We start from the raw sequence: 19,815 nt of genomic DNA on the forward strand, positions 1-19,815 counted from the left end.
TTCTAACGCCTCCCGAGACATAATATGTAAACACTTACAATGGATAAAATCCATCTTTAACGTTACCTATTTTTGCTTGTAAAATCAAGACAGCACCGTCTTTTGGAAAGAAAAAACAATGGTAACGATTGAATTTTCTGAATGATATCGTTATGATGGCTATGTAAGTATTAACATTTACTGGAGGTGTCCGCATGGAAGTTCTAGAAGCGCAACAAGGTACATACCAGCTTGAAGACTACGAGAAAATGCGAGAATCCTTTGACTGGGAGCAAACGAAAGAAGCATTCTCCTGGCACAGGACAGGTAAGGTTAATATTGCTTATGAAACCATTGACCGGCACGTAGACGAAGGGCGAGGCAACAAGACGGCTCTTCTTTATTCAGATGCGAACCGGGACGAACGCTACACGTTTCAGGATATGAAGGAGAAAACGAACCAGGCTGCGCATATGTTTAAAGAAATGGGTGTCGAAAAAGGCGAACGGGTATTTATTTTTATGCCCCGCTCACCAGAGCTGTATTTTGTTCTTCTGGGTGCAATCAAAGTCGGTGCAGTGGTTGGTCCTCTATTTGAGGCATTTATGCAGGACGCTGTTCGCGCCCGTCTTGAGGACAGCGAAGCGACGACGATTGTGACGACTCCGGATTTGGTCTCCCGCATTCCGCACGAGGACTTGCCCGCATTAAAACATATCCTCGTAGCCGGCGATCAGGACCTGCCTGCTGGAGATAAATTTGTTTCACTCGACGAAAAAATGAAAGCGGCTTCAACGGATGACAGCGCGTTGGAATGGGTCGACCTTGAAGATGGATTTATTCTGCACTATACGTCAGGCTCAACTGGCAAACCAAAAGGCGTTTATCACGTACACCACGCGATGCTGCAGCATTATCAAACAGCGAAGTGGGTACTAGACCTTCGGGAGGACGATGTTTACTGGTGTACTGCCGACCCTGGCTGGGTGACAGGCACCTCCTACGGGATATTCGGCCCATGGCTTAACGGAGCGACTAACGTTGTCCGTGGCGGCCGTTTTTCTCCAGATGACTGGTACGGTACGATCGATAAATATAAAGTAACGGTCTGGTACAGCGCTCCTACTGCCTTCCGGATGCTGATGGCAGCTCCTAAAGAAACGCTCGAAAAACATGATCTCAGCTCGCTGAGGCACATTTTAAGCGTCGGTGAGCCGCTAAACCCTGAAGTTGTCCGCTGGGGATGGGATGTGTTCCAGCACCGCATTCACGACACATGGTGGATGACAGAAACAGGAGCGATGCTGATTTGCAACTACCCATCCGAACCAATCAAACCTGGTTCAATGGGCCGGCCGATTCCTGGTGTAGATGCTGCGATCATCGATGACCACGGCAATGAACTGCCGCCAAATGAAATGGGCAACCTCGCGATTAAAGCCGGATGGCCTTCTCAAATGCGAAAAATTTGGAACAATGAACCGAAATTTAATGAATATTTTGCTATTGAGGGCTGGTACGTATCCGGTGATACAGCTTACCGCGATGAAGACGGTTACTTCTGGTTTCAGGGCCGTAACGATGATGTCATAATGACAGCGGGTGAGCGAGTAGGACCATTTGAAATCGAAAGTAAACTTGTAGAGCACCCTGCTGTTGCGGAGGCCGGCGTAATCGGAAAGCCCGATGAAATTCGCGGACATATCATTAAAGCGTTTATAGCGCTGCGATCCGGTGAAGAAGAATCAGATGAACTAAAGGAAGAAATCCGAAAATTTATTAAAACGGAACTTGCTGCTCATGCAGTCCCACGTGAGATCGAGTTTAAGGATAAGCTTCCAAAAACGCGCAGCGGTAAAATCATGCGACGGGTCTTAAAGGCCTGGGAGCTTGACGAACCGACAGGCGACCTCTCTACAATGGATGACAATTAAGGAAACGCATAAGCTGAAACCCGCCTCAATTGGCGGGTTTCAGCTGATTTTAAACGTTAAACTCCTACATAATCCTGAAAGCAGAAATGAGCCGGCAGCTGTTCTTCAGCTGCCGGCTTTGCGTACGTAACTAGCATCACTTAGAGGGCACTCCCAGCTCCCGTTTTAGTCCTGCAAACGTGATGTCTTTCAGATTAGATGTGTAAAAATCCGCTCCTGACAGCAATTCGGGTGACCCTACTGCCACCACTCTCATGCCAGCTGCACGGGCGGCATCAATTCCAGCTTGTGCATCCTCAAATACGACACACGATTCTGGTGCAACGCCCATTTTTTCAGCACCCTTCAAAAACACTTCCGGGTCCGGCTTCGCTTTTTGCAGATCATTCCCGTCGACAACTGCTGTAAACATAGAACCAATTCCGGTTCCGTCAAGAATAACAGATGCGTTCCGGCTAGCGGAACCTAAAGCAAAAGGGACCTTAAAGGTTTGCAGCTCTCTCAAAAACCCGCGGACGCCGGGAAGCAAATCTTCTTCCGTCAATCCTTGAATCGACTTTAAATAGGCTTCGTTCTTTTTCGCAGCAAGTTCCTGCTTTTCTGCCTCAGACTTCTCTACTCCACCGGTTTCCAATAGAATTCGCAGAGATTCCTCCCGGCTGACCCCTTTCAACCGTTCATTATCTTCGCGTTTAAACTCGAACCCCATGTCCGTTGCAAGGTTTCTCCAAGCTTCGTAATGATGCTCGGCAGTGTCAATCAGTACACCATCAAGATCAAAAATAACTGCTTCAATCTGCTTCATAAATAGCCTCCTAGAATGAGTAGTATGGGGAAATCATGACGTAGACAACGACTCCCGTGAAGCTTACGTAAAGCCAGAGCGGCATTGTCCAGCGGACCCATTTGCGATGGACCGCCCTCATGTCCTTTATACCCGTAAAAAAGCTCATTAAAGCAAGAGGTACAATAACGGCTGCCAAAATAATGTGTGTAATTAAAATAAAATAATAAATTCCTGCAAGCAGTCCATCGCCTCCATAAGGCGTGGACTCCGCCATAAAATGGAAAATAACGTAGGAAACGAGAAAGACGGATGTTGTAGAAAATGCAGCGTAAATAAATCGCTGATGAAGCGTTATTTTCCGTTTAAGTATGGCGAGCAGGGCACTAAGTAAAAATACAAATGTAAACGAATTTAACACAGCATTCAGAAGCGGAAGCCCCTGGACCCATACCGGCAGTGTTCCTGCATAGCCAGGCATGGCGGATAGTGCAACAATCAGTACGTTGACAATGATCGTAATAATGATCACGGTGCGGATATGATGTTTTTTTAATGTTTCCCATAGCTTTTTCACTGTATGTGTCCTCCATTGTACTCGCCGCTGGGCCTGCGGCATACTCCTTCATCAGTATACCGCAGGCCCAGCCGTAGGAACAATTAAAGTTTTTCAGGTTTTGTTTCGTTCATTTTCTCATTTCGCATACTTTGCCGGATTTTTTCTTCCAGCGATTTTAACTCTTCTTTATTCGCTTCCTTACCAAACACTTTTCGCTGCTCTTTTGCGATCAGTTTAAGCAGAAGCTTTTTTTCTTTTAAGCTAAGAAGCACGACGACGCCTCCTTTTTGATTGATCCACTATATACATAACATAGAATAAAACGGCCATGCCCCCCATAAGCCCTGAGGAAAGATAAAAAACAGATGTAATACCAAATGTACCCGCTGCCAGGCCGCCGATAACAGGTCCAGCTACATTTCCGAGAAAACGAAAACTTTGATTGTATCCAAGCACTTCTCCCTGCAGCTCAAGCGGCGCAGCCTGCCGAATGTAGGCAGTCACACATGGGATAATGCCACCTATTGCAATCCCAAATAAAAACCTTAAGACAATCAGCTGCCACAGGTCTGTGATAAATGCCTGAGGGAGAAACGTTACGGCGGCCGCGATAAGACAAATCAGCAGAATTTTATCGTGACCAAATCGATCCCCTTGTATACCCCATACTCGTGAAGCGATCAGGTTCCCAAGACCTGTTACAGAGAAAGCCAGCCCACCGAGAAGAGCGGCGTTTTCAGGCTCGGTAAACATGCTTACATAAAGTGCAAGCTGAGGCTGAATGCTGAAATTAGCCGTTTGAACCGCGAACGACAGCACCATGACCATAACGAGCATTCGGCTTCTTAAGATCATTTTAATCACATCAAGCATACTCATGGACTGGTATTTCGCACTTTTTTCGGGTGCTTTTTGTTCGTGTACACCGCCCAATACGAGCAGCGTCGCACAGGCAATGACGATGGAGGTAATGATGAATGTATACGAAAAACCGACCGAGTCCGCAAGCAGTCCCCCTATTACAGGCCCAAATAGACTGCCTGATACTGTTCCCATCTGAAGCGTCCCCAGCACCTTTCCGGCTTCCTCGCGATTTGTCTGAGCTGAAATCAGCGCCATCGAAGTAGGGATAAAGCCGGTCACCAATCCCATAAACGCCCTCAGCAAAAATAGTTCCCAAACACTGGAAACATAGCCCATTAAAAACAGCGATCCGGCGACTCCTAAGCCGGTCATGACCAGAATTGGCTTCCTGCCAAATCGATCACCAAAGCGTCCCCATAGAGGAGAAACAAAAAATGCAATGAGAAATGTAATGCCGAAGATAAATCCGGCCCAGCGCTGAACAAATGCATCGGAATAGGTTCCGAATGTCTCTAAATAGAGTGCCAGAAACGGAAGAACCATCGTTGCACTGGCAGCAATGAAAAAGTTAGCTGTCCACATAACTACTAGATTTTTATTCAACTGGTTCATTTGGAACCTTCCTTCATGAAGCAATACGAATAGTAGGACGTCTGTAAACAGAAGCCCGTAACGCTAGTATACACATTATTTCGTGTCACGTAATATATAACGAAAAAAAACGGCCTCCGCCGTTAATTTTCCAAGAACTGCTTCAGTTCCGTCTCCCGTTGGTGCATTAAGTCATATCCATGGCGATACAGCTTTTCCAGCCGCTTTTTATTTCGGTCCGTTCTCGTCACGCTGCTGAGATTTTCCGGTCTTATAACAAAGGCTGTACCGTCCTGCTCCATTTGCTGCACTTGGTCAAGCTGATCATTATAGCAGCGATACCTGTTTTCGACAATTTGGATCAGTCCGGGAAACTCTCTGTATTTTCGTCTGAAGTACCACATTCCCCGCTTAGCAGGCTGTTTGCGATAGCCTGCTGACTGCGTCAGCACAACAATATGCTTTTTGTTTCCTGCCTCAAGCGATTTTTGCAGCGGAATTGGATCACTGATTCCGCCGTCCATCAGCATGCGCCCTTCAAACGGCACCGGTTTTGCCACGAGCGGCAGGGATGAGGAAGCACGCAGCAGCAAATTAAAATTACGCCCTGCCTCCGACTTCTCATAGTAAATGGTTTCACCAGTTATACAGTCCGTGACGCCAACATAAAACCGCTGGGGCGATGAAAAAAACTGCTGATAGTGAAACGGTTGTTCGATATTTGGAATCGTATCGAAGATTAAATCCATATTGAACAATTCGCCCTGGCGCAGAAGCCGCTTAAAGGAAATGTATTCCGGATGGTCCGCGTAGCCAATCGTGACTTCTCTGTTCCTGCCGGGCTGGCCCGATATGTAAGAAGCCGCATTGCAAGCACCAGCAGAAACACCTACGATAAAAGGCAGCTGAATATTTGATTCAAGCAGGTATTCAAGTACTCCGCTCGTAAAGACGCCTCGCATCCCGCCGCCTTCGAGCACTAATCCCGTCTGATTCACGTTTTCATCTCCCTTCTGCTGGCATTTTATAGTATTGTATCGAAGTTCATGGAAACCTGCAACTAGCGGCTGTCCTCTTCATGACCAGACCGTTCTTCCGTGTAATACATTAACGCCAGCGCTCCAGGTCCAGTATGCGTACTGATGATCGGTGTCGTATCGACAATCGGAAACGACTCCGGCACATCCAGTCCGGATAACGACTGCTTCAGGTCCCCTGCAAGCTTCTCCGCTCCTGCCTGAGCAATGCCAATTCCTTTAATCGACGCATGTTGACAGTCTTGTTCCAGCTGCTGTTTCATCTGTTTAATCATTTGACTGTAGGTTCTCACTTTTGATACTGGCGTGTAAACACCGTCCTGCAGGGAAGCAATCGGCTTAATTTTTAGAAGAGATCCTACCAGCGCTCTTCCCCTGCCGATTCGTCCGCCTTTAACTAAATATTCAAGTGTATCTACCATAATGTAAAGGGAAGTCCGTTTGCGGACCTGTTCCAGCCGGTCCAGAATTTCCTCTACCCCATTCTCTTTTTCAGCCAGTTCTGCCGCTTCTTTCACCTGAAAGCTTAAGGCGATCGAAATAAATGCAGAGTCAACTGTATGAACGGTTGTATTTGTCATTTCAGCTGCTTGAACCGCGCTCTGATAAGTACCTGACATACCTGAGGACATATGTATTGAAATAACTTCGCTGCCGTCTGCCCCAAGTTCATCATATATACGCTTAAATTCTCCAGCTGCAGGTTGAGAGCTTTTAGGTATGTCATCGGACTGCTTCAGCTTTTGCAGAAACTCTTTAGCCGTGATATCAACCCCGTCCTGATACGATTTACCATCAATCGTTACTGTAAGCGGGACAACTGTCACCGAGAGCGTTTTCATTTCATCAGCAGGCAAATCAACTGTCGAGTCTGTCACAATCTTTACTTTAGTCATATCTATTCCCCTTTCTCCCTTTCTCTGTCTCGTTAAAGGATACTATATATTCTTGTTGCTGTTAAGTAATGACATATCTCATATGCTTACAGAGAAACTCCATATAGAATGTACGCCTCAGACGTCTGATATGATAAAATGAAATCTGCCGTAAAAGGAGGATGGTTATGACCAAACAATACAACGCTCCCTTCATTTCTGTTGAGGGACCTATCGGCGCCGGAAAAACATCACTCGCGACGATGCTCAGCCGCCATTATGACTATCATCTTCTACAGGAGATTGTAGACGAAAATCCATTTCTGTCGAAGTTTTATGATGATATTGAAGAATGGAGCTTCCAGACAGAAATGTTTTTTCTTTGCAACCGGTTCAAGCAGTTAGAAGAGCTGTATTCAGAAAAGCTTGTTCGAGGCTATCCCGTTGTCAGCGACTATCACATTTTCAAAAATCACTTGTTTGCCAGACAGACGCTTCGTGATGATCACTTGGAAAAATACGAACGTATCTTTCACATTTTAACAGATGACCTTCCGAGACCTAACGTCATTGTGTATATTCGGGCCAGTCTGGATACGCTGCTTGCGCGCATCGAAAAACGCGGCAGAGCAATGGAACAGGCGATGGATCCTTCCTACCTCGAACAGCTTTCAGCAGATTATGATCAGTTTATGCGCGACCATCAGCGCGTTTATCCGGAAATACCAGTGATCACATTGGAAGGAGACACGCTTGATTTCGTTTCAAGACCTCATGACTTTAAACGAATTCTCGGCTTGGTTGATGAAGCGGTGCAAAAAAAGCAGGCATTATTTTAAATACTGAATGTAAAGGATGTTACATAATGAACCCTATCCCTCACCAGCTCAGCAGCCGTTCCCTAATCACGCTCGCCGGAACAGTCGGTGCCGGTAAATCCACGTTAACCAGAACGCTTGCTGAAGCGCTGCAGTTTACCCCTGCATTTGAAAAAGTAGACGGGAATCCGTATTTGGAAGATTACTATGCTGACTTCAAGAAATGGTCATTTCATCTGCAAATGTATTTTCTTGCAGAACGATTCAAGCAGCAAAAGGCGATGCATGAAGAAGGTCTCGGGTATGTTCAAGATCGAAGCATTTATGAGGACGTTGGGATTTTCGCAAAGCTTCAATATGATCAAGGCAATATGTCAGATCGTGATTTTAATACGTACCAGTCACTTTTTGAAGCAATGGTGATGAACCCTTATTTTCCCAAGCCGGACGTACTCATCTACATCAACGGCTCTTTCGAAAGCATCATGCGCCGGATTGAAAGCAGAGGCCGGCAGATGGAAATTGATACACCGGTAACCTTTTGGGAGGATCTTTATACAAGGTATGAAACGTGGATCGAATCCTTTACAGAATGCCCGGTTCTTCATTTGGACATTGATTCCTATGACTGCAGCGATCCTGCCTCCGTTAAAGAGATTATAACGGCACTTGAAGAGCTCCAATCTGCTCCAGCCGGAAAACACCTGCTGCTGAAAGGATCCTAATCTCTTTTTAGTGCTTCACCGCCCCTTGTTCATTGACGTGAAAATCAATGGTCTGGCACTGGATCACACCAAGTTTCCATCATTCCAAAGACTTATGCCCAATTGATTCACTCGAATACTAAATCCGTTCACAGACGAAAGTACCGCATCGCTTAATTGCGAGCGGTACTTTTCATTGTATTAATGAGATAATTTTTAGATAAGTAACCTTGCATCTGCCTGTATCTGCGACACTAGCTTTTCGGAAGAGCCGGGCACAGGTCTCCCTCCTGCTGTCCGCCGGATCTTCGCTTCGTTTTGAAACGAGGTCTTCCGAATTCGGAACCTGGCAGTGCGATTCAAGTGCCTGATGATACGAGTCAAGATCTGGTTAAAGACGGATGAAACCTGCCTTATCCGACATTTCGATGACAAAAAAGGAGGCCACTTCGATGCATTGCCCTTGCAAGCAGAAGCGCACTCCTCTCTGCTTGTCGTGATGTTTTACTCCAAAGTGCGGAGCCGGACCGGCGCTTGAAGGCTTCTTTTGAGAAGCCTGTGTCCAAGTAAAGCCGCGCCATTCTAACGTGCCTTTTTTTATTCATACAGGAGTCACCCTGAGAATCAGCTGAAGGCAAGCGAAGCCCAGCAGGGGGGCGCATGTCATTCGTCAGCCAGCTTCCTCTTCCATGCTCAGCCGCTTGAGGCGTTTCTTATAAACAAACTTTGACAAACTGATGCTTACTTCATATAAAAAGATGAGCGGAATGATGACAAGCACATCAGACAAGAAGTCCGGCGGCGATACAAGAACGCTCACAATCACGATGACAAAATAGGCGTACTTCCGATTGCGATGCATTCCCGCCGGCGTTATTGCGCCTATCGACGTTAAAAACATGACAACGAGAGGCATTTCAAACAGGACACTAAAGGGCACCGTCATTCGCAGCACAAACTGGAAATACCGGTCTGCTGTAAACATTGTTTCAAACGTACCCGCTCCAAGTGTCAACAAGAAGTTGAGTACAATCGGCAGGACAACAAAATAGCCAAACGCTAATCCTCCTGCAAACAGGAAAAGAGAGGCTGGAATATATGTGATGGAAGCCTTTTGCTCTTCCGGCGTCAATCCCGGCTTTACAAAAAGCCAAATTTGAAAAATAATATATGGTACGGTAACCGTTAATGCCGCAACAGCAGCAATGCTGAAATAAATTAAAATAATGTCAAGTGGACCGAGTACGGCAAGCGCCATATCCAAATCCTGCGTGAGCCAATTGTAAATATCCTGTACGAATACAAAGGCGGTCACAAAGCTGATGAAAAAAACGGCAATGATCATAATTAGCCGTTTACGCAGCTCATCCAGATGGCCGACAATGTCCATTTCTTGTTGAGGCATGACAATCTTTCCTTCCGGTCGCTTTAAAAATTAGGTTCAGCGTAAATGCCGTTGCAAAAGAAAGCCTGCTCGAGCACTGGACTCAAGCAGGCATCCATTTTATAATCCTTACTGCTTCTTCCGCTCTGCCTCATCATCATCCTGCGTCAGATCTTTTGTGGAATTGCGGAATTCTTTCAACGTCTGCCCCATCGCTTTGCCGATCTCAGGCAGTTTCTTTGGTCCAAAAATAACCAAGGCTATCACTAAAATCAAAATCAAGCCTGGAATTCCAATACCGCTCAGCATTATTACCCCTCCTCAATCCTGAAGGACATCATAAATGTAACTGGGCATATCATAACACATCCCGGTATGTTCTGCCAGCTCCCGAAGCTATGGTTTTATGACAAACTCGTGGCGGATTTCCGGCTCTCCTGAAGTGCTTCGCTCAACAAACTGGCAGCTGCCTTCACGGTCTATGAGTACGACGGTTGAACAGCGTGTACCGTATTCCGGCATGTCGATAAATGCAGACGATAATTGACGCTCCAGTTCCACTCCAACGCCCGTATCCGGCAGAAGCTCGTCCGGAAAGGGGTCCCTTCTCGCGAGTACGCTGAATAAATAGTTGATTAGCGATTCTTCTCGTTGTGTTTTCGCTTCGATAAGATCATGCCGAAGCTGCTCCGTTTTCGGCCAGCTTGTATATAAATCTGCATTTGAAAGACTGTATATCCCCGGCTCAAGCAGACGCGGGAAATGCTCTTTATTGTTAACATAATGGAGTGTGTCGGTTGTACCGTAAAGAAGATTAAATCCATCCGCCTCATATCGTTTGGCCAGGTAGTCATTAAAATTCTCGTTATTTACCCAGGCCGGAACCAGTTTTCCTCTGGAAAATGCAGGCTTCGGGACGGGGTCGCCTCGCCTTATATTTGTCACCGCCGCAAAACGTCCCTCCCGATTAATACCGAGCCACGTTCCACCTTGCAGTTTATCTTTACCGGCAAGCATGCCGCTTTCACGAAAGAATGGTCTCGCAGTTGGCCTGCTCTTGAATTCATCCCGGTTTGCAGCTAGCACCAGCCGGTAATCCGGGTGCGCTTCATACATAACTCCGATGATACACAATGCTCTCACCCTCCGTTCATACATTATACTCCCCTGCCAGAGGCTGAGACATACTAAGACTGCAGACCAGTGCCGCTGTTTCATTGTCTCTGTATAATGGGAAGAGTATAATAGTAACTGAAACCAATTATCAGCTTATCCGTATGAAATAGCAAGAATACCCACTTTATGAGCGGAGGGATCGCATGGCAGAACAAGAGCAGAACCAAACGAACGGGAATGACAGCCTTCAGCCGGAGACAGAGGGCTATGCAGATAAACTGCGTAATAAGAAAGACATTGATGAAATTTTGAATTCTATTGGATCACTTGGTGTGAAGGAGCAGGAAAAAGCAGGGGAATCTCTGGAGGCTTTAAAGCGTCCCGTAAGCGATATGATGAACGATCCAAACCATAATCTTCCAGGGCAACTTTCAAAGCTGAAAGAAGTCGTTGCGGAATTAGAGCCTGATTATTTGCAGCAGGGAAAGCTGAAGCAGTTTCTAGCAAAAATGGTACGGCGAAGTCCCCTGGAGCGCTATGCTCAAAAATATCAGTCGATTGAGTCAGAGGTTAATACCATTATCGAAGCGCTGCTGCACGGTAAAGACAAGCTTCAGGAAGATACCGTTATGCTTCATCAGTTAAAGGATGTTGCCAGGGAACGGATTATAGGGCTGAATGAGCAAATTGAGGTTGGTAAGCAGTTAAATGGAATGCTCGATGAAGAACTGCAGAAACCGGAATGGCAGGACGACCCGACCCCGGTGCAAAAAGGACAGCAGAAAGTGCTGTCACGTGTTAAAAACATGCAGCAAGCCGTACTCGTTCTGCAGCAGTCACTTGCTTCTGTCGATATTATAGTCGAAAACAACGACAAGCTGGAAGAAGCGATTTTTAATTCCATTACAATGACGAAAAACATCATTACGGTTACCGCATCAATTCAGCTCGCACTAAGCAATCAGCGTCAGGTGATCGATGCTGTACAGAATGTGAACCGGTCAACAGAACAAATGCTGCTATCAAATGCTGAGCTTCTAAAATCCAATACAGAGCAGACGCTCAAGACGCTGGAAGAGCCGGCGATCGCTTTGGAGACGTTCAAGAAAGCATATGAAGACGTATATGCCGCCATCGAAATGACTGAACAGTCCAACACAAGAATCATTGAATCCAGCAGAAAGTTCATCTCTGAAATGGATGATTTAAATCAGCAGATGGAACGTAAACTGCTCGAATAGGAGGGATCTCAATTGGCAGCGCTGAACTGGAAAGACAAACTGCTCGAGCAGAACTGGCTTCTTCCGTTTCTGCCTAACTATATGAAGCCGCTGCAGGAGCCTGCTCTGGAGAACGTGCAGACGAAGGAATTTGTCTATGAAGCAGAAGAATTTATTTCAGATCTCGCTGCCCTTTCTGAGCTTCCGAGACTGAACAAAACGTTTAAGCGGAGTATTCAGGGCTTTACGTACAAGATAAAAATAAAGCCTAAAAAGATACATGTAGAGATGCTGGATACGCATAAGTCTGCGTCCACGATCAAAAAACGAGTATTTATTACTATTCATCGTGCTCATGTTCGTCAAGAGCATGGTATGGGAAAAGTGCTGGACTCCACCATCTACTATCAAAAAAACGGACGTACCATAGTGAGAAGCGTCAGACGGCATTCGACGTTTCAATCTGTTTTTTATCACCTGCATCGTCTGGACACCTCGGTAAGCGGGCATCAGCTGGATGCACTGCCTGCTTCAGCCAGCGCATCACTGGAGGCGTCTTCGCCTGTTCCAGCTCCAGATCAGGAAGCAAAGCTGCTTACTGCAGCGCTGAATGATCTTCATAATTTGTCCAAATCCATGCCGTTCGCTGGACAAGTGACGGCTGTTTATGAAGCCATGTCACGTGCAGAAGAAGAATATCAGCTTCTAAATATTGAAGAAAAGCATCAAATAAAACGGATGATTCATCACGATATGCCTAATCTCGTGCATACGTATGAATCTTTAACTGCAGAACAGCGGCAGGAGCTGCTTCCACGCGTAGAACAATCTTTATCAAATATGCACGCGTTTATTTCTGGTATAGCCGACGATTTACAACGGACCCGGGTGGACAGAATGAACCACCTGCTGCAGCTTAACGATCTGCGCTACAGTAAAGATCAGCTGCCTGACGAAGGAACGTCGTCTCTAATGAAAAAACACCAGCGCCAGTTGAAAGATTAACAATGCCGCCGCCGCAAGCTTCCATCATTCCTGCGGCGGTTTTCATATGCAACAATTATAAATGAAAGCAACGTTACTTGACGTATTCATACAGGTGCTGATACCCCTCTGTCATAACGATAACCAGCGCCAAAATGTATTTTCGGTTTCGTTCAATTGTTTTTCGGCTCATATCGACAATTTCCATGAGTTGATTCATTGGCAGCCGCTTTTTTGTATAAATTTTGTTTAAAACTGCTTTATGCTCATAAATCCGTTTTGCCACTCGCACCATATTTTGACGGGCGTCGCAGTGAAGCGGACGCTGTTCCGCTACCTCGCTTAGAGAAACATGAAACAGTGCCAGCTTTTCTTCAAGCATAAGCAGCTCTTCCTTCCGTGCCTCATTTTCAATCTTTTGACGATAGCGGTTAAGTGAAACAATTACTTCAGCCGCATTCTCAAGCGACTCTTTCTGTTCATCACGGTAGTCCAGTGACACAGCTTGAACGCGTCTTTGCTCTCTTCTGATATAATCAATAATGCGTCGTTTAATGACGAGCCTCGCAAATGCAAGGAACGAGGTCCCCTTATTAGGTTCAAACTGATGCAGCGCTTCTCTGAAAGCAAGCAGTCCTATACTGAATTCCTCATCGGTTCCGGGGTGAATAAATCGTTTACAAACACCTGAAACAGTTTTACGGATAAACGGATAATAATTCGTAATACATTCATTTTCTTCCTCTATGTTGCCCGCCTGTACGCTGATGATCGATTGATGCAGCGAGGTCGGACTTGCTTCGGTAAGGCTCTTTAGCATGATGACACCTCATTATCAAATAGAATAACTTCCCCCGCCTTTTCATCTGGGGCATCTTTCATGTTACAGGCTCCTGCGCGATGGTACAGGTGACATTTAACCTATATATGATTTACATTTCGATGATAGGAATTTACACGAATGTGACACAGCAGTTCCAGATTCGTAAATAAGAGCCTGAGCACGTTTGTTTTGTAACAAAACATCCATTTAGTTACATTTTATGCACGAATGTGCCTGGTCTATATGATTCAATCACTCTGTTTGTCGCAGGTGCTGCGGCGTGATACACTAGTTTTGCAAACGTATTTTTTCGGATAATCAGATACTAACTTGAACGTATTTTATTTTGAATGAGGGATTATCATGAACCGGATGGAAGCAACACGACACATTGGTAAAATTGTAAGCGTCGATCACGGTCCCGGCGGTAAATACGCAGCTCGTCTTCATGACGTTGCTGCACTGCCTAAAAAGCCGTGGACTGGTCACATTGAAGTGCTAGGTGTTTTGGAAGCGCCTGTACTGGATGAACAGGGAGCGTCCCTGCGCCCTCTTGTATACGAGAAGAATGAGAAAGCAGAAGTCCCGGGCCGTATGATCGCACCTGTTGGAGAAACCTTTGACCAATCATACAGCGATTCATACAGCAGTGCTCTAAAAAAAATGTGGGATGAAGCAAGAGAACAGTCTATGGAAGCTGAACAGTGGATGAACAGCGTTCAACGGGAATTAAAGCAGTGGCGTCGAGAGGACGTGCTTGAGGAACAAGAGTACATTTATTATGTTCTTCGGTATAAGGCAAAGAAAATGTACCTTGTGGATCAGCGGAGAGGGGAAGAAATGCTGCTCGAAGGCTGTCCCTTCGAATTTGAAGTAAAAAAAGGTCAGGAGTGGGTACGGGCGGTTTATGCTGGCAGAAGGTCATTTCGAACGCATGACGAAGACATCCTTCAAGCTTCGGAAGGGACTGAGCTCCGTCTCGCCAAAGATCAGTTCGATCCTTATCAAATGCTGCTTCGCGAATTGGATGAAGCCTCAGAGAAAACGCTCGTTCATATGTTAAAACAGGCAGGTTTATCGCATGATGATTGTATTTACTGTCACAATTCACTGCTCGTACAAATGCTGGAGAATCCCGGCGAAAGCGATTTGAACGGGGTTAATTTTATAAGTTTTCAAGAACATACGACGCAGTTTATGGTCCAGCATCATTATCGCAGAAAGCTTCACGATGACCGTGCTGATGAGGTATTCGATCGATTTGAAATTACGTCTGATGACGGCAGACGCTCGATCTCTGTATATTCATCGCATGCACCGGCGTAGAAATCTCATTTTTAGACGCTTCCACTGTTTTCTATATGCACGGTCTAAAAAAAGGCTGGGACAAAACCAGCATCAACAGAAGCCCTTACCATTTTTGGTGGGGGCTTTCTGTATGAGAGGGTTGATCCTTCCAATGCCAATCGCTTACCGCGGGCAAGGCTTCAGCTAACCGCCGCAAAAACAGCGGCGGTGGACCTTCAGTCCTTGCTTTTCCCGCAGGCGTCTCTTGTCTTTTCACGATCAACCCATGATCAAGATCGTACGGTCTTGATTTCCCGAAAAAAAAAGGATACCTTCAGGTTAAGTTAGAACGACCAAGTCATAACAAAACCGGAGGTATCCTTATGTTTAAAGAGTTTAACATGGATCAGCTCGTTCTGCCGATGGATTTATCCTCTCCATTACCAAAACATGATGTGGCCTTTGCGGTAAATGAGCTCATTGAACCTATACCGGAAAAAGCCTTTGATGCATGTTATACACGCAATGGACGCCCTTCGTATCACCCGAAAATGATGATGAAAGTCATTCTTTGTGCGTATACGCAGTCCGTTTTCCGGACAGAAAATAGAGGTCATGCTGCATGATAGCATTCGTATAATGTGGCTCGCCCAAGGATATACGCCGACTTATCGAAGCCTGAATCGATTCCGTGTTCACCCGGATATTAACGAAGCGATTTTCATCGACGGGACGAAGATCGAAGCGAACGCAACGAAAATCAGGATTATGTGAAAAAATCTGTTCAAAACTATTACCAGGACGTGATTACCAAGTCGACGTGAAGATTGTACAAGTTGTCTTTTCCTCGTCGATTGCTCCAGAGCGAAGGAAGGGACGAATCAAAAAGATTTATTACAATGAAAGATGGGAAACGCAACAAGCACATATCCGCCAACTGCTTTCGGAAAAGAAAACTGGAGCTATCTATGGTCGGCGCAAAACCGACATGGAAGCCGTTTTTGGATTTCTGAAGGCGAATTTGCGTTTCACCAGGATGTCGGTGAGTGGCAAAGCCAAGGGAAAACAAGAACTAAAATTCGCGCTCATGGCCGTGAACATGAGAAAGTTCACGGCCATGAGACAGATTCGTTATTGCTTCTCCCAAATAAAACGCTTTCGACGACCCGCCTGGGTCATCGAAAGCGTTTTTTACGTGCTGGAGAAGTATTTTGTCCCAGCCCCCTTACATAAATCTGTCTGGCTTCGTATGATTACGGCGAAATGCCCTGGTGCTGGTCAGAGGCTTCATGCTCGATCTCGAATCCGCCTCCTTTTTCTCTCTCCTCATACGAAAACCATCTCATATATATTTCCCGCTGAGTATCAGAAACGTGCTTTAGCGAAAATGTTTTTCCGACTATAGTCGTAAGCACAGATACGTGAACGGTATGAAGATTATCGAGTCGCTGCAGCGGATTTTGGCTGTACTCCAAATCCTGAATTCGTCGTCTCGGTAAAAACACTTCCATAAGGGAAATGCTTCTGGAGCGGATAAATAAATAGTCTTTTTCGGAAGAGATTCCAGCGGCTTTGTACTGCAAATAGCCAATAAGTCCCGCTGCTACCGGGAGCAGAAAGGCAATATAGCCATAAGGGATCAGGTAAGTCGCCGCCCCGGCTGCCAGCATAGCCGGCACTGCCAGTCTTATCATATATCTGCGCATGCTTTCTTTAGGAAGACCTTCATATTCCGGCACAAACGCATACTCCGGTACTATTTCCTGAAGCAGCTTAACAGCTTCTTTTCTCCGGCAAAGCGGGAGCAAAATAGTCGATAAATCCTCATCCTTTGTCCCGCCGCCTGCGCTCTCCACATAAACTGCACAAAATCCCAACGGCTGCCGAAGAAGATTCGTTACAATACGCACGGCATGCACACGATCGGCATGAATCGTAAGCTGCCTGGTCTCAATGACCCCACGAGATATATAGATATCTTTCCCCTGCTTGGAAACGGTGAAAAAACCGTATTTCAGCACGGTAGAAATGATGGTAAACACCCAAGCTACCAGCAGCACGGTTACAATAAATCCACCGATGTAAACGATACTCGACTGAATAATCCAGCCAACTGCAATATTAATAATCCAGTCCGGTAAAAACTGGGGAACCTGTGAAATGACCGCTGCAGCAAAAGTCGCCGCTATTCCGACACCGCTCGATGTAATCGCTGCAATAAGCAGCATGCCTGGCGACAGCTTCCAGTTAAAGTCCGGAGCAGTCTTCGTGTCGCTCCACCCCTCCGATAACGCTTCATCCATCCCTGCACTGATTTCGCCGGCAAAGCTCCGGCTCTGCTTCTTCTTTAACAATTCACCGCGAATTTCTTCAGCTTCGGAGCGTCTCAGCGCAATGAGTCGGAATTCGGGCTCGCTGCCGCCTCCCGCCGTCTCTATTTTCACTTCCACCAGCCCGAAAATCCGTTGAATCGGACCTGCGTTAATATCAATACTTTGCACTCGCTCCCGGCGAATAAACCGGTTTCGTTTAACGATCAGTCCTTGCTTTACCTGAAGCTCATCAGGAAGCAGCATGTATTCAAATTTCCACCATGACACGAAACCCCCGGCTAATGCAAAAAGCAATATGACACCAAATATCCCTGCCAGCACAGGCGCGGGAAGTCCCTGGGCGGACTGACCGAAAACAAATAGAATGATGAGCGTGATCACCAGTTGTTTTAAACTGCCTAAAAAAGAAACGAAAATAGCTGCAGGGTGCTGACGCTTCCAGCTACTCATCCGGGTCAGCCTCCCTGGCCAGTCTGGCAATCCGGTCTCTCAGCTCATCTGCTTTTTCCATTTCCAAGCCTGGTATTTCGTGAATAGTCGCTGCTGTTGAAACGGTGACGCTCGCCAATTTATAGTGGCGCAAAATAGGCCCTTGCCGGGTATCAACGTGCTGGACACGAATCATTGGAATAATAACCCGCTCTACGATAAAGACCCCTCTCATCAGTTCAACCTCATTCTCATAAACCTTATAGCGCCAGCGCCTCCATTTTAACGTCTGGATAACGAATATATTTAACACGGCAAGCAGCACGAAAAAACTTGCGATCACATACAGCGGCCACATTGGCAGCTCCCAAATGAAGGTAGCTCCCCAGTACCCGGCAGGGAGTAAAAACAAGAACAGAGATTCTGCTGCAGCACCTATCTTCCAGACACGAAGCGTCTTTCCAGCGAGAGGCTGATCCGGAAGCGGCCTCAACTCGCTGGATGCTGCCGTACTCAATTTTCTTCATCCACGTATATAATTTCGACTCCTTCGCTTTGGAGCACGTTTAACAGCGCCTCGTTCCATTCATCGTTTCGCAGCAACCCTAAAGAAGGCGCTAACTCCAATGCTGTCAATCTTCCTTTTTCAGCATCCTCAATCAGCTCGAGTGCCTCCGTCATGCCTTCCCGTTCCAATGTTTGAACTAGTTCGTCTTTTGTCATCGGTTCCCCTCCTCAGCTCCATTATCAAACGCGTCAGCCATCTGCTTCCATACAGATCCTTTCGCTTCTTCACCTTTTTCAATCCGTGCGAGCGCTATTTTAGCTTGAAGCGCTACTTCAAATTCCGGATCTTCCGTCGCACGTTTCAACGGTTCGGCTGCGCTGTCGTCGCCAAGTTCGTAAAGAAACATAGCGGCTCGCCAGCGCACTAGTCTGCTTTTATCTTCCAGTGCCCTAATCATAGCAGGAATACCTGCCTGACTGCCGATATCCGAAAACCCGTCCGCTGCAGTTCGTCTCACAGTAACAGATTTGTCTTCCATTGCTCTCTCAAGCACAGGAATCACCGATTCATCTTCCAGCATACTGATATAAACAGCTGCAAGTCTACGGATTGACGACTTTTCATCCTGGAGTGCTTTTTCGAGTACGTCTAAATCTTTCATCTGCGGATCCATCTGTTCAAGCCATGCAAAACGCTGTCTCCAATCTTCATGGTCCAGCATTTCTGCCGTGACTGTAACCCATTCCCGGTCAGCCTTGAACGATTCCGGGTTCAGCGCTTTTTGGACAAGGCGGTCCAGTCGTTCCTGTGAATAAGCGGCTTCCAGCTCCTCCGCTACTGCTTTAGCAGCTTCTTCCCGGTCACCGTACCGGGGCTTTTGCTGCTCCCATGAACGCATCATGACAATGTTATCCTCGGGCAGTGCAGCTTTGCCAGCAGCTTCAGCAAAACGGGCTGGCAGCGCTTCCCGGGCCTCGCCCTCCCCGTCTGCTGCTTTAACCTGCATTGGAATTTCTTTAAAAACTTGTACTTCTATCGTCACTTCCCCGAAATGGTCATCACCTGCAGCTACTGCTTCTTCTTCTGATTCCTGACCAAATACTTCCCGGACTTGTGGAAGTATTTCCTTCCAGTCTGCTTTTGGATGACGATCAACAGCGATAAAGTCGGAAACATGGTAGACGCTTTTAATGCCATCAATTGCGAGCAGAGAGGTGACAAACTCAGGTGCCTCTTTCGTATCACCCTGTTTATAGTTATTCGCACTTCCTTGAGGAAGCGATTCACTCAATGTAAATTTCATTGTATTCGGACTTGGTGTTGGTTCTACAGATCGAATTTTCATTGACTATCAAACTCCTTCATCTATTTTCGTCAACATTCCGACATAGATCCGCTCCATAGCAGAGGAACGTTGTCTCATTATACGCAGCCTGGATACTCACAAAGATAGCGGCGTGCGTTCCGGCCTTGCCACTGCCTAAACTGGTCGTTCTTCTTTATCCTATCATACCGCAGTCGAACAGCTCAAAAGACTCCCCTCTTATCTGTTTTCATGCGCATGATCTGTTAAAATAGGAAAAAGC

20 protein-coding genes and 2 pseudogenes are annotated in these 19,815 nt (G+C 46.3%); 8 read left to right on the top strand and 14 right to left on the bottom strand.

The genetic code is table 11. The features are described 5' to 3' along the window. Positions 1-194: 194 nt before the first annotated feature. Positions 195-1,913, top strand: a complete 1,719-nt coding sequence (gene acsA, locus ACFO4L_RS04410) for an acetate--CoA ligase (RefSeq protein WP_377908463.1) — start codon at positions 195-197, stop codon at positions 1,911-1,913. A 136-nt stretch (positions 1,914-2,049) separates the two neighbouring features. On the opposite strand, the gene pgmB is transcribed toward acsA, so the two are convergent. From pgmB to ACFO4L_RS04440, 6 genes are all read right to left on the bottom strand, one after another. Continuing rightward, the gene (gene pgmB / locus ACFO4L_RS04415; protein ID WP_377908464.1) at positions 2,050-2,718 is read right to left on the bottom strand and encodes a beta-phosphoglucomutase; all 669 of its coding nucleotides are present in this window, start codon (positions 2,716-2,718) and stop codon (positions 2,050-2,052) included. A 10-nt stretch (positions 2,719-2,728) separates the two neighbouring features. Continuing rightward, positions 2,729-3,274, bottom strand: coding sequence for a DUF420 domain-containing protein (locus ACFO4L_RS04420; protein WP_377908465.1), 546 nt, complete (start codon positions 3,272-3,274; stop codon positions 2,729-2,731). Positions 3,275-3,357: 83 nt separating this feature from the next. Next, a complete protein-coding gene (locus ACFO4L_RS04425; RefSeq protein ID WP_377908466.1) occupies positions 3,358-3,528 on the bottom strand; it encodes a hypothetical protein in 171 nt (56 codons plus the stop codon). Beyond that, positions 3,518-4,732: an MFS transporter gene (locus ACFO4L_RS04430; RefSeq protein WP_377908467.1), complete on the bottom strand. Its 1,215-nt coding sequence runs from the start codon at positions 4,730-4,732 to the stop codon at positions 3,518-3,520. The genes ACFO4L_RS04425 and ACFO4L_RS04430 overlap by 11 nt, the downstream gene beginning before the upstream one ends. A gap of 122 nt (positions 4,733-4,854) precedes the next feature. Continuing rightward, positions 4,855-5,709 (bottom strand): patatin-like phospholipase family protein, encoded by an 855-nt coding sequence (locus ACFO4L_RS04435; protein WP_377908468.1) that lies wholly within the window; start codon positions 5,707-5,709, stop codon positions 4,855-4,857. 62 nt (positions 5,710-5,771) lie between these two features. Next, positions 5,772-6,644: a DegV family protein gene (locus tag ACFO4L_RS04440; protein ID WP_377908469.1), complete on the bottom strand. Its 873-nt coding sequence runs from the start codon at positions 6,642-6,644 to the stop codon at positions 5,772-5,774. Positions 6,645-6,811: 167 nt separating this feature from the next. Here ACFO4L_RS04440 and ACFO4L_RS04445 point away from each other — a divergent pair, with 167 nt between their 5' ends. Beyond that, positions 6,812-7,462, top strand: a complete 651-nt coding sequence (locus ACFO4L_RS04445) for a deoxynucleoside kinase (protein WP_377908470.1) — start codon at positions 6,812-6,814, stop codon at positions 7,460-7,462. A gap of 26 nt (positions 7,463-7,488) precedes the next feature. Next, entirely contained in the window at positions 7,489-8,166 is a 678-nt protein-coding gene (locus tag ACFO4L_RS04450) for a deoxynucleoside kinase (RefSeq protein WP_377908471.1), read from the top strand. Positions 8,167-8,815: 649 nt separating this feature from the next. On the opposite strand, the gene tatC is transcribed toward ACFO4L_RS04450, so the two are convergent. From tatC to ACFO4L_RS04465, 3 genes are all read right to left on the bottom strand, one after another. Next, a complete protein-coding gene (gene tatC, locus ACFO4L_RS04455; RefSeq protein WP_377908472.1) occupies positions 8,816-9,550 on the bottom strand; it encodes a twin-arginine translocase subunit TatC in 735 nt (244 codons plus the stop codon). Between the two features lie 108 nt (positions 9,551-9,658). Further along, the gene (locus ACFO4L_RS04460) at positions 9,659-9,838 is read right to left on the bottom strand and encodes a twin-arginine translocase TatA/TatE family subunit (protein ID WP_377908473.1); all 180 of its coding nucleotides are present in this window, start codon (positions 9,836-9,838) and stop codon (positions 9,659-9,661) included. A gap of 87 nt (positions 9,839-9,925) precedes the next feature. After that, complete coding sequence (locus ACFO4L_RS04465) at positions 9,926-10,672, bottom strand: NRDE family protein (protein WP_377908474.1); 747 nt, start codon at positions 10,670-10,672, stop codon at positions 9,926-9,928. 176 nt (positions 10,673-10,848) lie between these two features. Between ACFO4L_RS04465 and ACFO4L_RS04470 the strand changes: the two genes are divergently transcribed. Both ACFO4L_RS04470 and ACFO4L_RS04475 read left to right on the top strand, forming a co-directional pair. Further along, complete coding sequence (locus ACFO4L_RS04470) at positions 10,849-11,886, top strand: toxic anion resistance protein (protein WP_377908475.1); 1,038 nt, start codon at positions 10,849-10,851, stop codon at positions 11,884-11,886. Between the two features lie 12 nt (positions 11,887-11,898). Then, positions 11,899-12,870: a hypothetical protein gene (locus ACFO4L_RS04475; protein WP_377908476.1), complete on the top strand. Its 972-nt coding sequence runs from the start codon at positions 11,899-11,901 to the stop codon at positions 12,868-12,870. Positions 12,871-12,943: 73 nt separating this feature from the next. Here ACFO4L_RS04475 and sigI read toward each other — a convergent pair whose 3' ends face one another. After that, positions 12,944-13,669 carry an RNA polymerase sigma-I factor gene (gene sigI, locus ACFO4L_RS04480; RefSeq protein WP_377908477.1) on the bottom strand — a complete coding sequence of 242 codons (726 nt, stop codon included), beginning with the start codon at positions 13,667-13,669 and terminating at the stop codon, positions 12,944-12,946. A gap of 366 nt (positions 13,670-14,035) precedes the next feature. On the opposite strand from sigI, the gene ACFO4L_RS04485 reads away from it, so the two are divergent. The 3 genes and pseudogenes from ACFO4L_RS04485 to ACFO4L_RS17575 all read left to right on the top strand — a co-directional run. Then, positions 14,036-14,998 (top strand): DUF2777 family protein, encoded by a 963-nt coding sequence (locus ACFO4L_RS04485; RefSeq protein WP_377908478.1) that lies wholly within the window; start codon positions 14,036-14,038, stop codon positions 14,996-14,998. Between the two features lie 344 nt (positions 14,999-15,342). Then, positions 15,343-15,718, top strand: a pseudogene (locus tag ACFO4L_RS17570) (transposase); the annotation flags it as partial. Between the two features lie 61 nt (positions 15,719-15,779). Beyond that, positions 15,780-16,010 (top strand): annotated as a pseudogene (locus tag ACFO4L_RS17575) (hypothetical protein); the annotation flags it as partial. 202 nt (positions 16,011-16,212) lie between these two features. Here ACFO4L_RS17575 and ACFO4L_RS04495 read toward each other — a convergent pair. The 4 genes from ACFO4L_RS04495 to ACFO4L_RS04510 are packed head-to-tail and all read right to left on the bottom strand — an operon-like array spanning position 16,213 to position 19,574. Beyond that, complete coding sequence (locus tag ACFO4L_RS04495; RefSeq protein ID WP_377908479.1) at positions 16,213-17,742, bottom strand: PH domain-containing protein; 1,530 nt, start codon at positions 17,740-17,742, stop codon at positions 16,213-16,215. After that, positions 17,735-18,238, bottom strand: a complete 504-nt coding sequence (locus tag ACFO4L_RS04500; protein WP_377908480.1) for a PH domain-containing protein — start codon at positions 18,236-18,238, stop codon at positions 17,735-17,737. Before ACFO4L_RS04500 ends, ACFO4L_RS04495 begins: the two co-directional genes overlap by 8 nt. Further along, entirely contained in the window at positions 18,235-18,444 is a 210-nt protein-coding gene (locus tag ACFO4L_RS04505) for a hypothetical protein (RefSeq protein WP_377908482.1), read from the bottom strand. The genes ACFO4L_RS04500 and ACFO4L_RS04505 overlap by 4 nt, the downstream gene beginning before the upstream one ends. Then, entirely contained in the window at positions 18,441-19,574 is a 1,134-nt protein-coding gene (locus ACFO4L_RS04510; RefSeq protein ID WP_377908483.1) for a conserved virulence factor C family protein, read from the bottom strand. The genes ACFO4L_RS04505 and ACFO4L_RS04510 overlap by 4 nt, the downstream gene beginning before the upstream one ends. Positions 19,575-19,815 lie beyond the last annotated feature (241 nt).

The sequence above is a fragment of the Bacillus daqingensis genome (assembly GCF_042654445.1).
Lineage (GTDB): Bacteria > Bacillota > Bacilli > Bacillales > Salisediminibacteriaceae > Alkalicoccus > Alkalicoccus luteus.

Coding starts and splice junctions, on each gene's coding strand:
- ACFO4L_RS04510 (WP_377908483.1), bottom strand. CDS start 19,574: ATGAAAATTCGATCTGTAGAACCAACACCAAGTCCGAATACAATGAAA.
- ACFO4L_RS04430 (WP_377908467.1), bottom strand. CDS start 4,732: ATGAACCAGTTGAATAAAAATCTAGTAGTTATGTGGACAGCTAACTTT.
- ACFO4L_RS04505 (WP_377908482.1), bottom strand. CDS start 18,444: ATGACAAAAGACGAACTAGTTCAAACATTGGAACGGGAAGGCATGACG.
- ACFO4L_RS04485 (WP_377908478.1), top strand. CDS start 14,036: ATGAACCGGATGGAAGCAACACGACACATTGGTAAAATTGTAAGCGTC.
- ACFO4L_RS04495 (WP_377908479.1), bottom strand. CDS start 17,742: ATGAGTAGCTGGAAGCGTCAGCACCCTGCAGCTATTTTCGTTTCTTTT.
- acsA (WP_377908463.1), top strand. CDS start 195: ATGGAAGTTCTAGAAGCGCAACAAGGTACATACCAGCTTGAAGACTAC.
- sigI (WP_377908477.1), bottom strand. CDS start 13,669: ATGCTAAAGAGCCTTACCGAAGCAAGTCCGACCTCGCTGCATCAATCG.
- ACFO4L_RS04440 (WP_377908469.1), bottom strand. CDS start 6,644: ATGACTAAAGTAAAGATTGTGACAGACTCGACAGTTGATTTGCCTGCT.
- ACFO4L_RS04450 (WP_377908471.1), top strand. CDS start 7,489: ATGAACCCTATCCCTCACCAGCTCAGCAGCCGTTCCCTAATCACGCTC.
- tatC (WP_377908472.1), bottom strand. CDS start 9,550: ATGCCTCAACAAGAAATGGACATTGTCGGCCATCTGGATGAGCTGCGT.
- ACFO4L_RS04445 (WP_377908470.1), top strand. CDS start 6,812: ATGACCAAACAATACAACGCTCCCTTCATTTCTGTTGAGGGACCTATC.
- pgmB (WP_377908464.1), bottom strand. CDS start 2,718: ATGAAGCAGATTGAAGCAGTTATTTTTGATCTTGATGGTGTACTGATT.
- ACFO4L_RS04460 (WP_377908473.1), bottom strand. CDS start 9,838: ATGCTGAGCGGTATTGGAATTCCAGGCTTGATTTTGATTTTAGTGATA.
- ACFO4L_RS04470 (WP_377908475.1), top strand. CDS start 10,849: ATGGCAGAACAAGAGCAGAACCAAACGAACGGGAATGACAGCCTTCAG.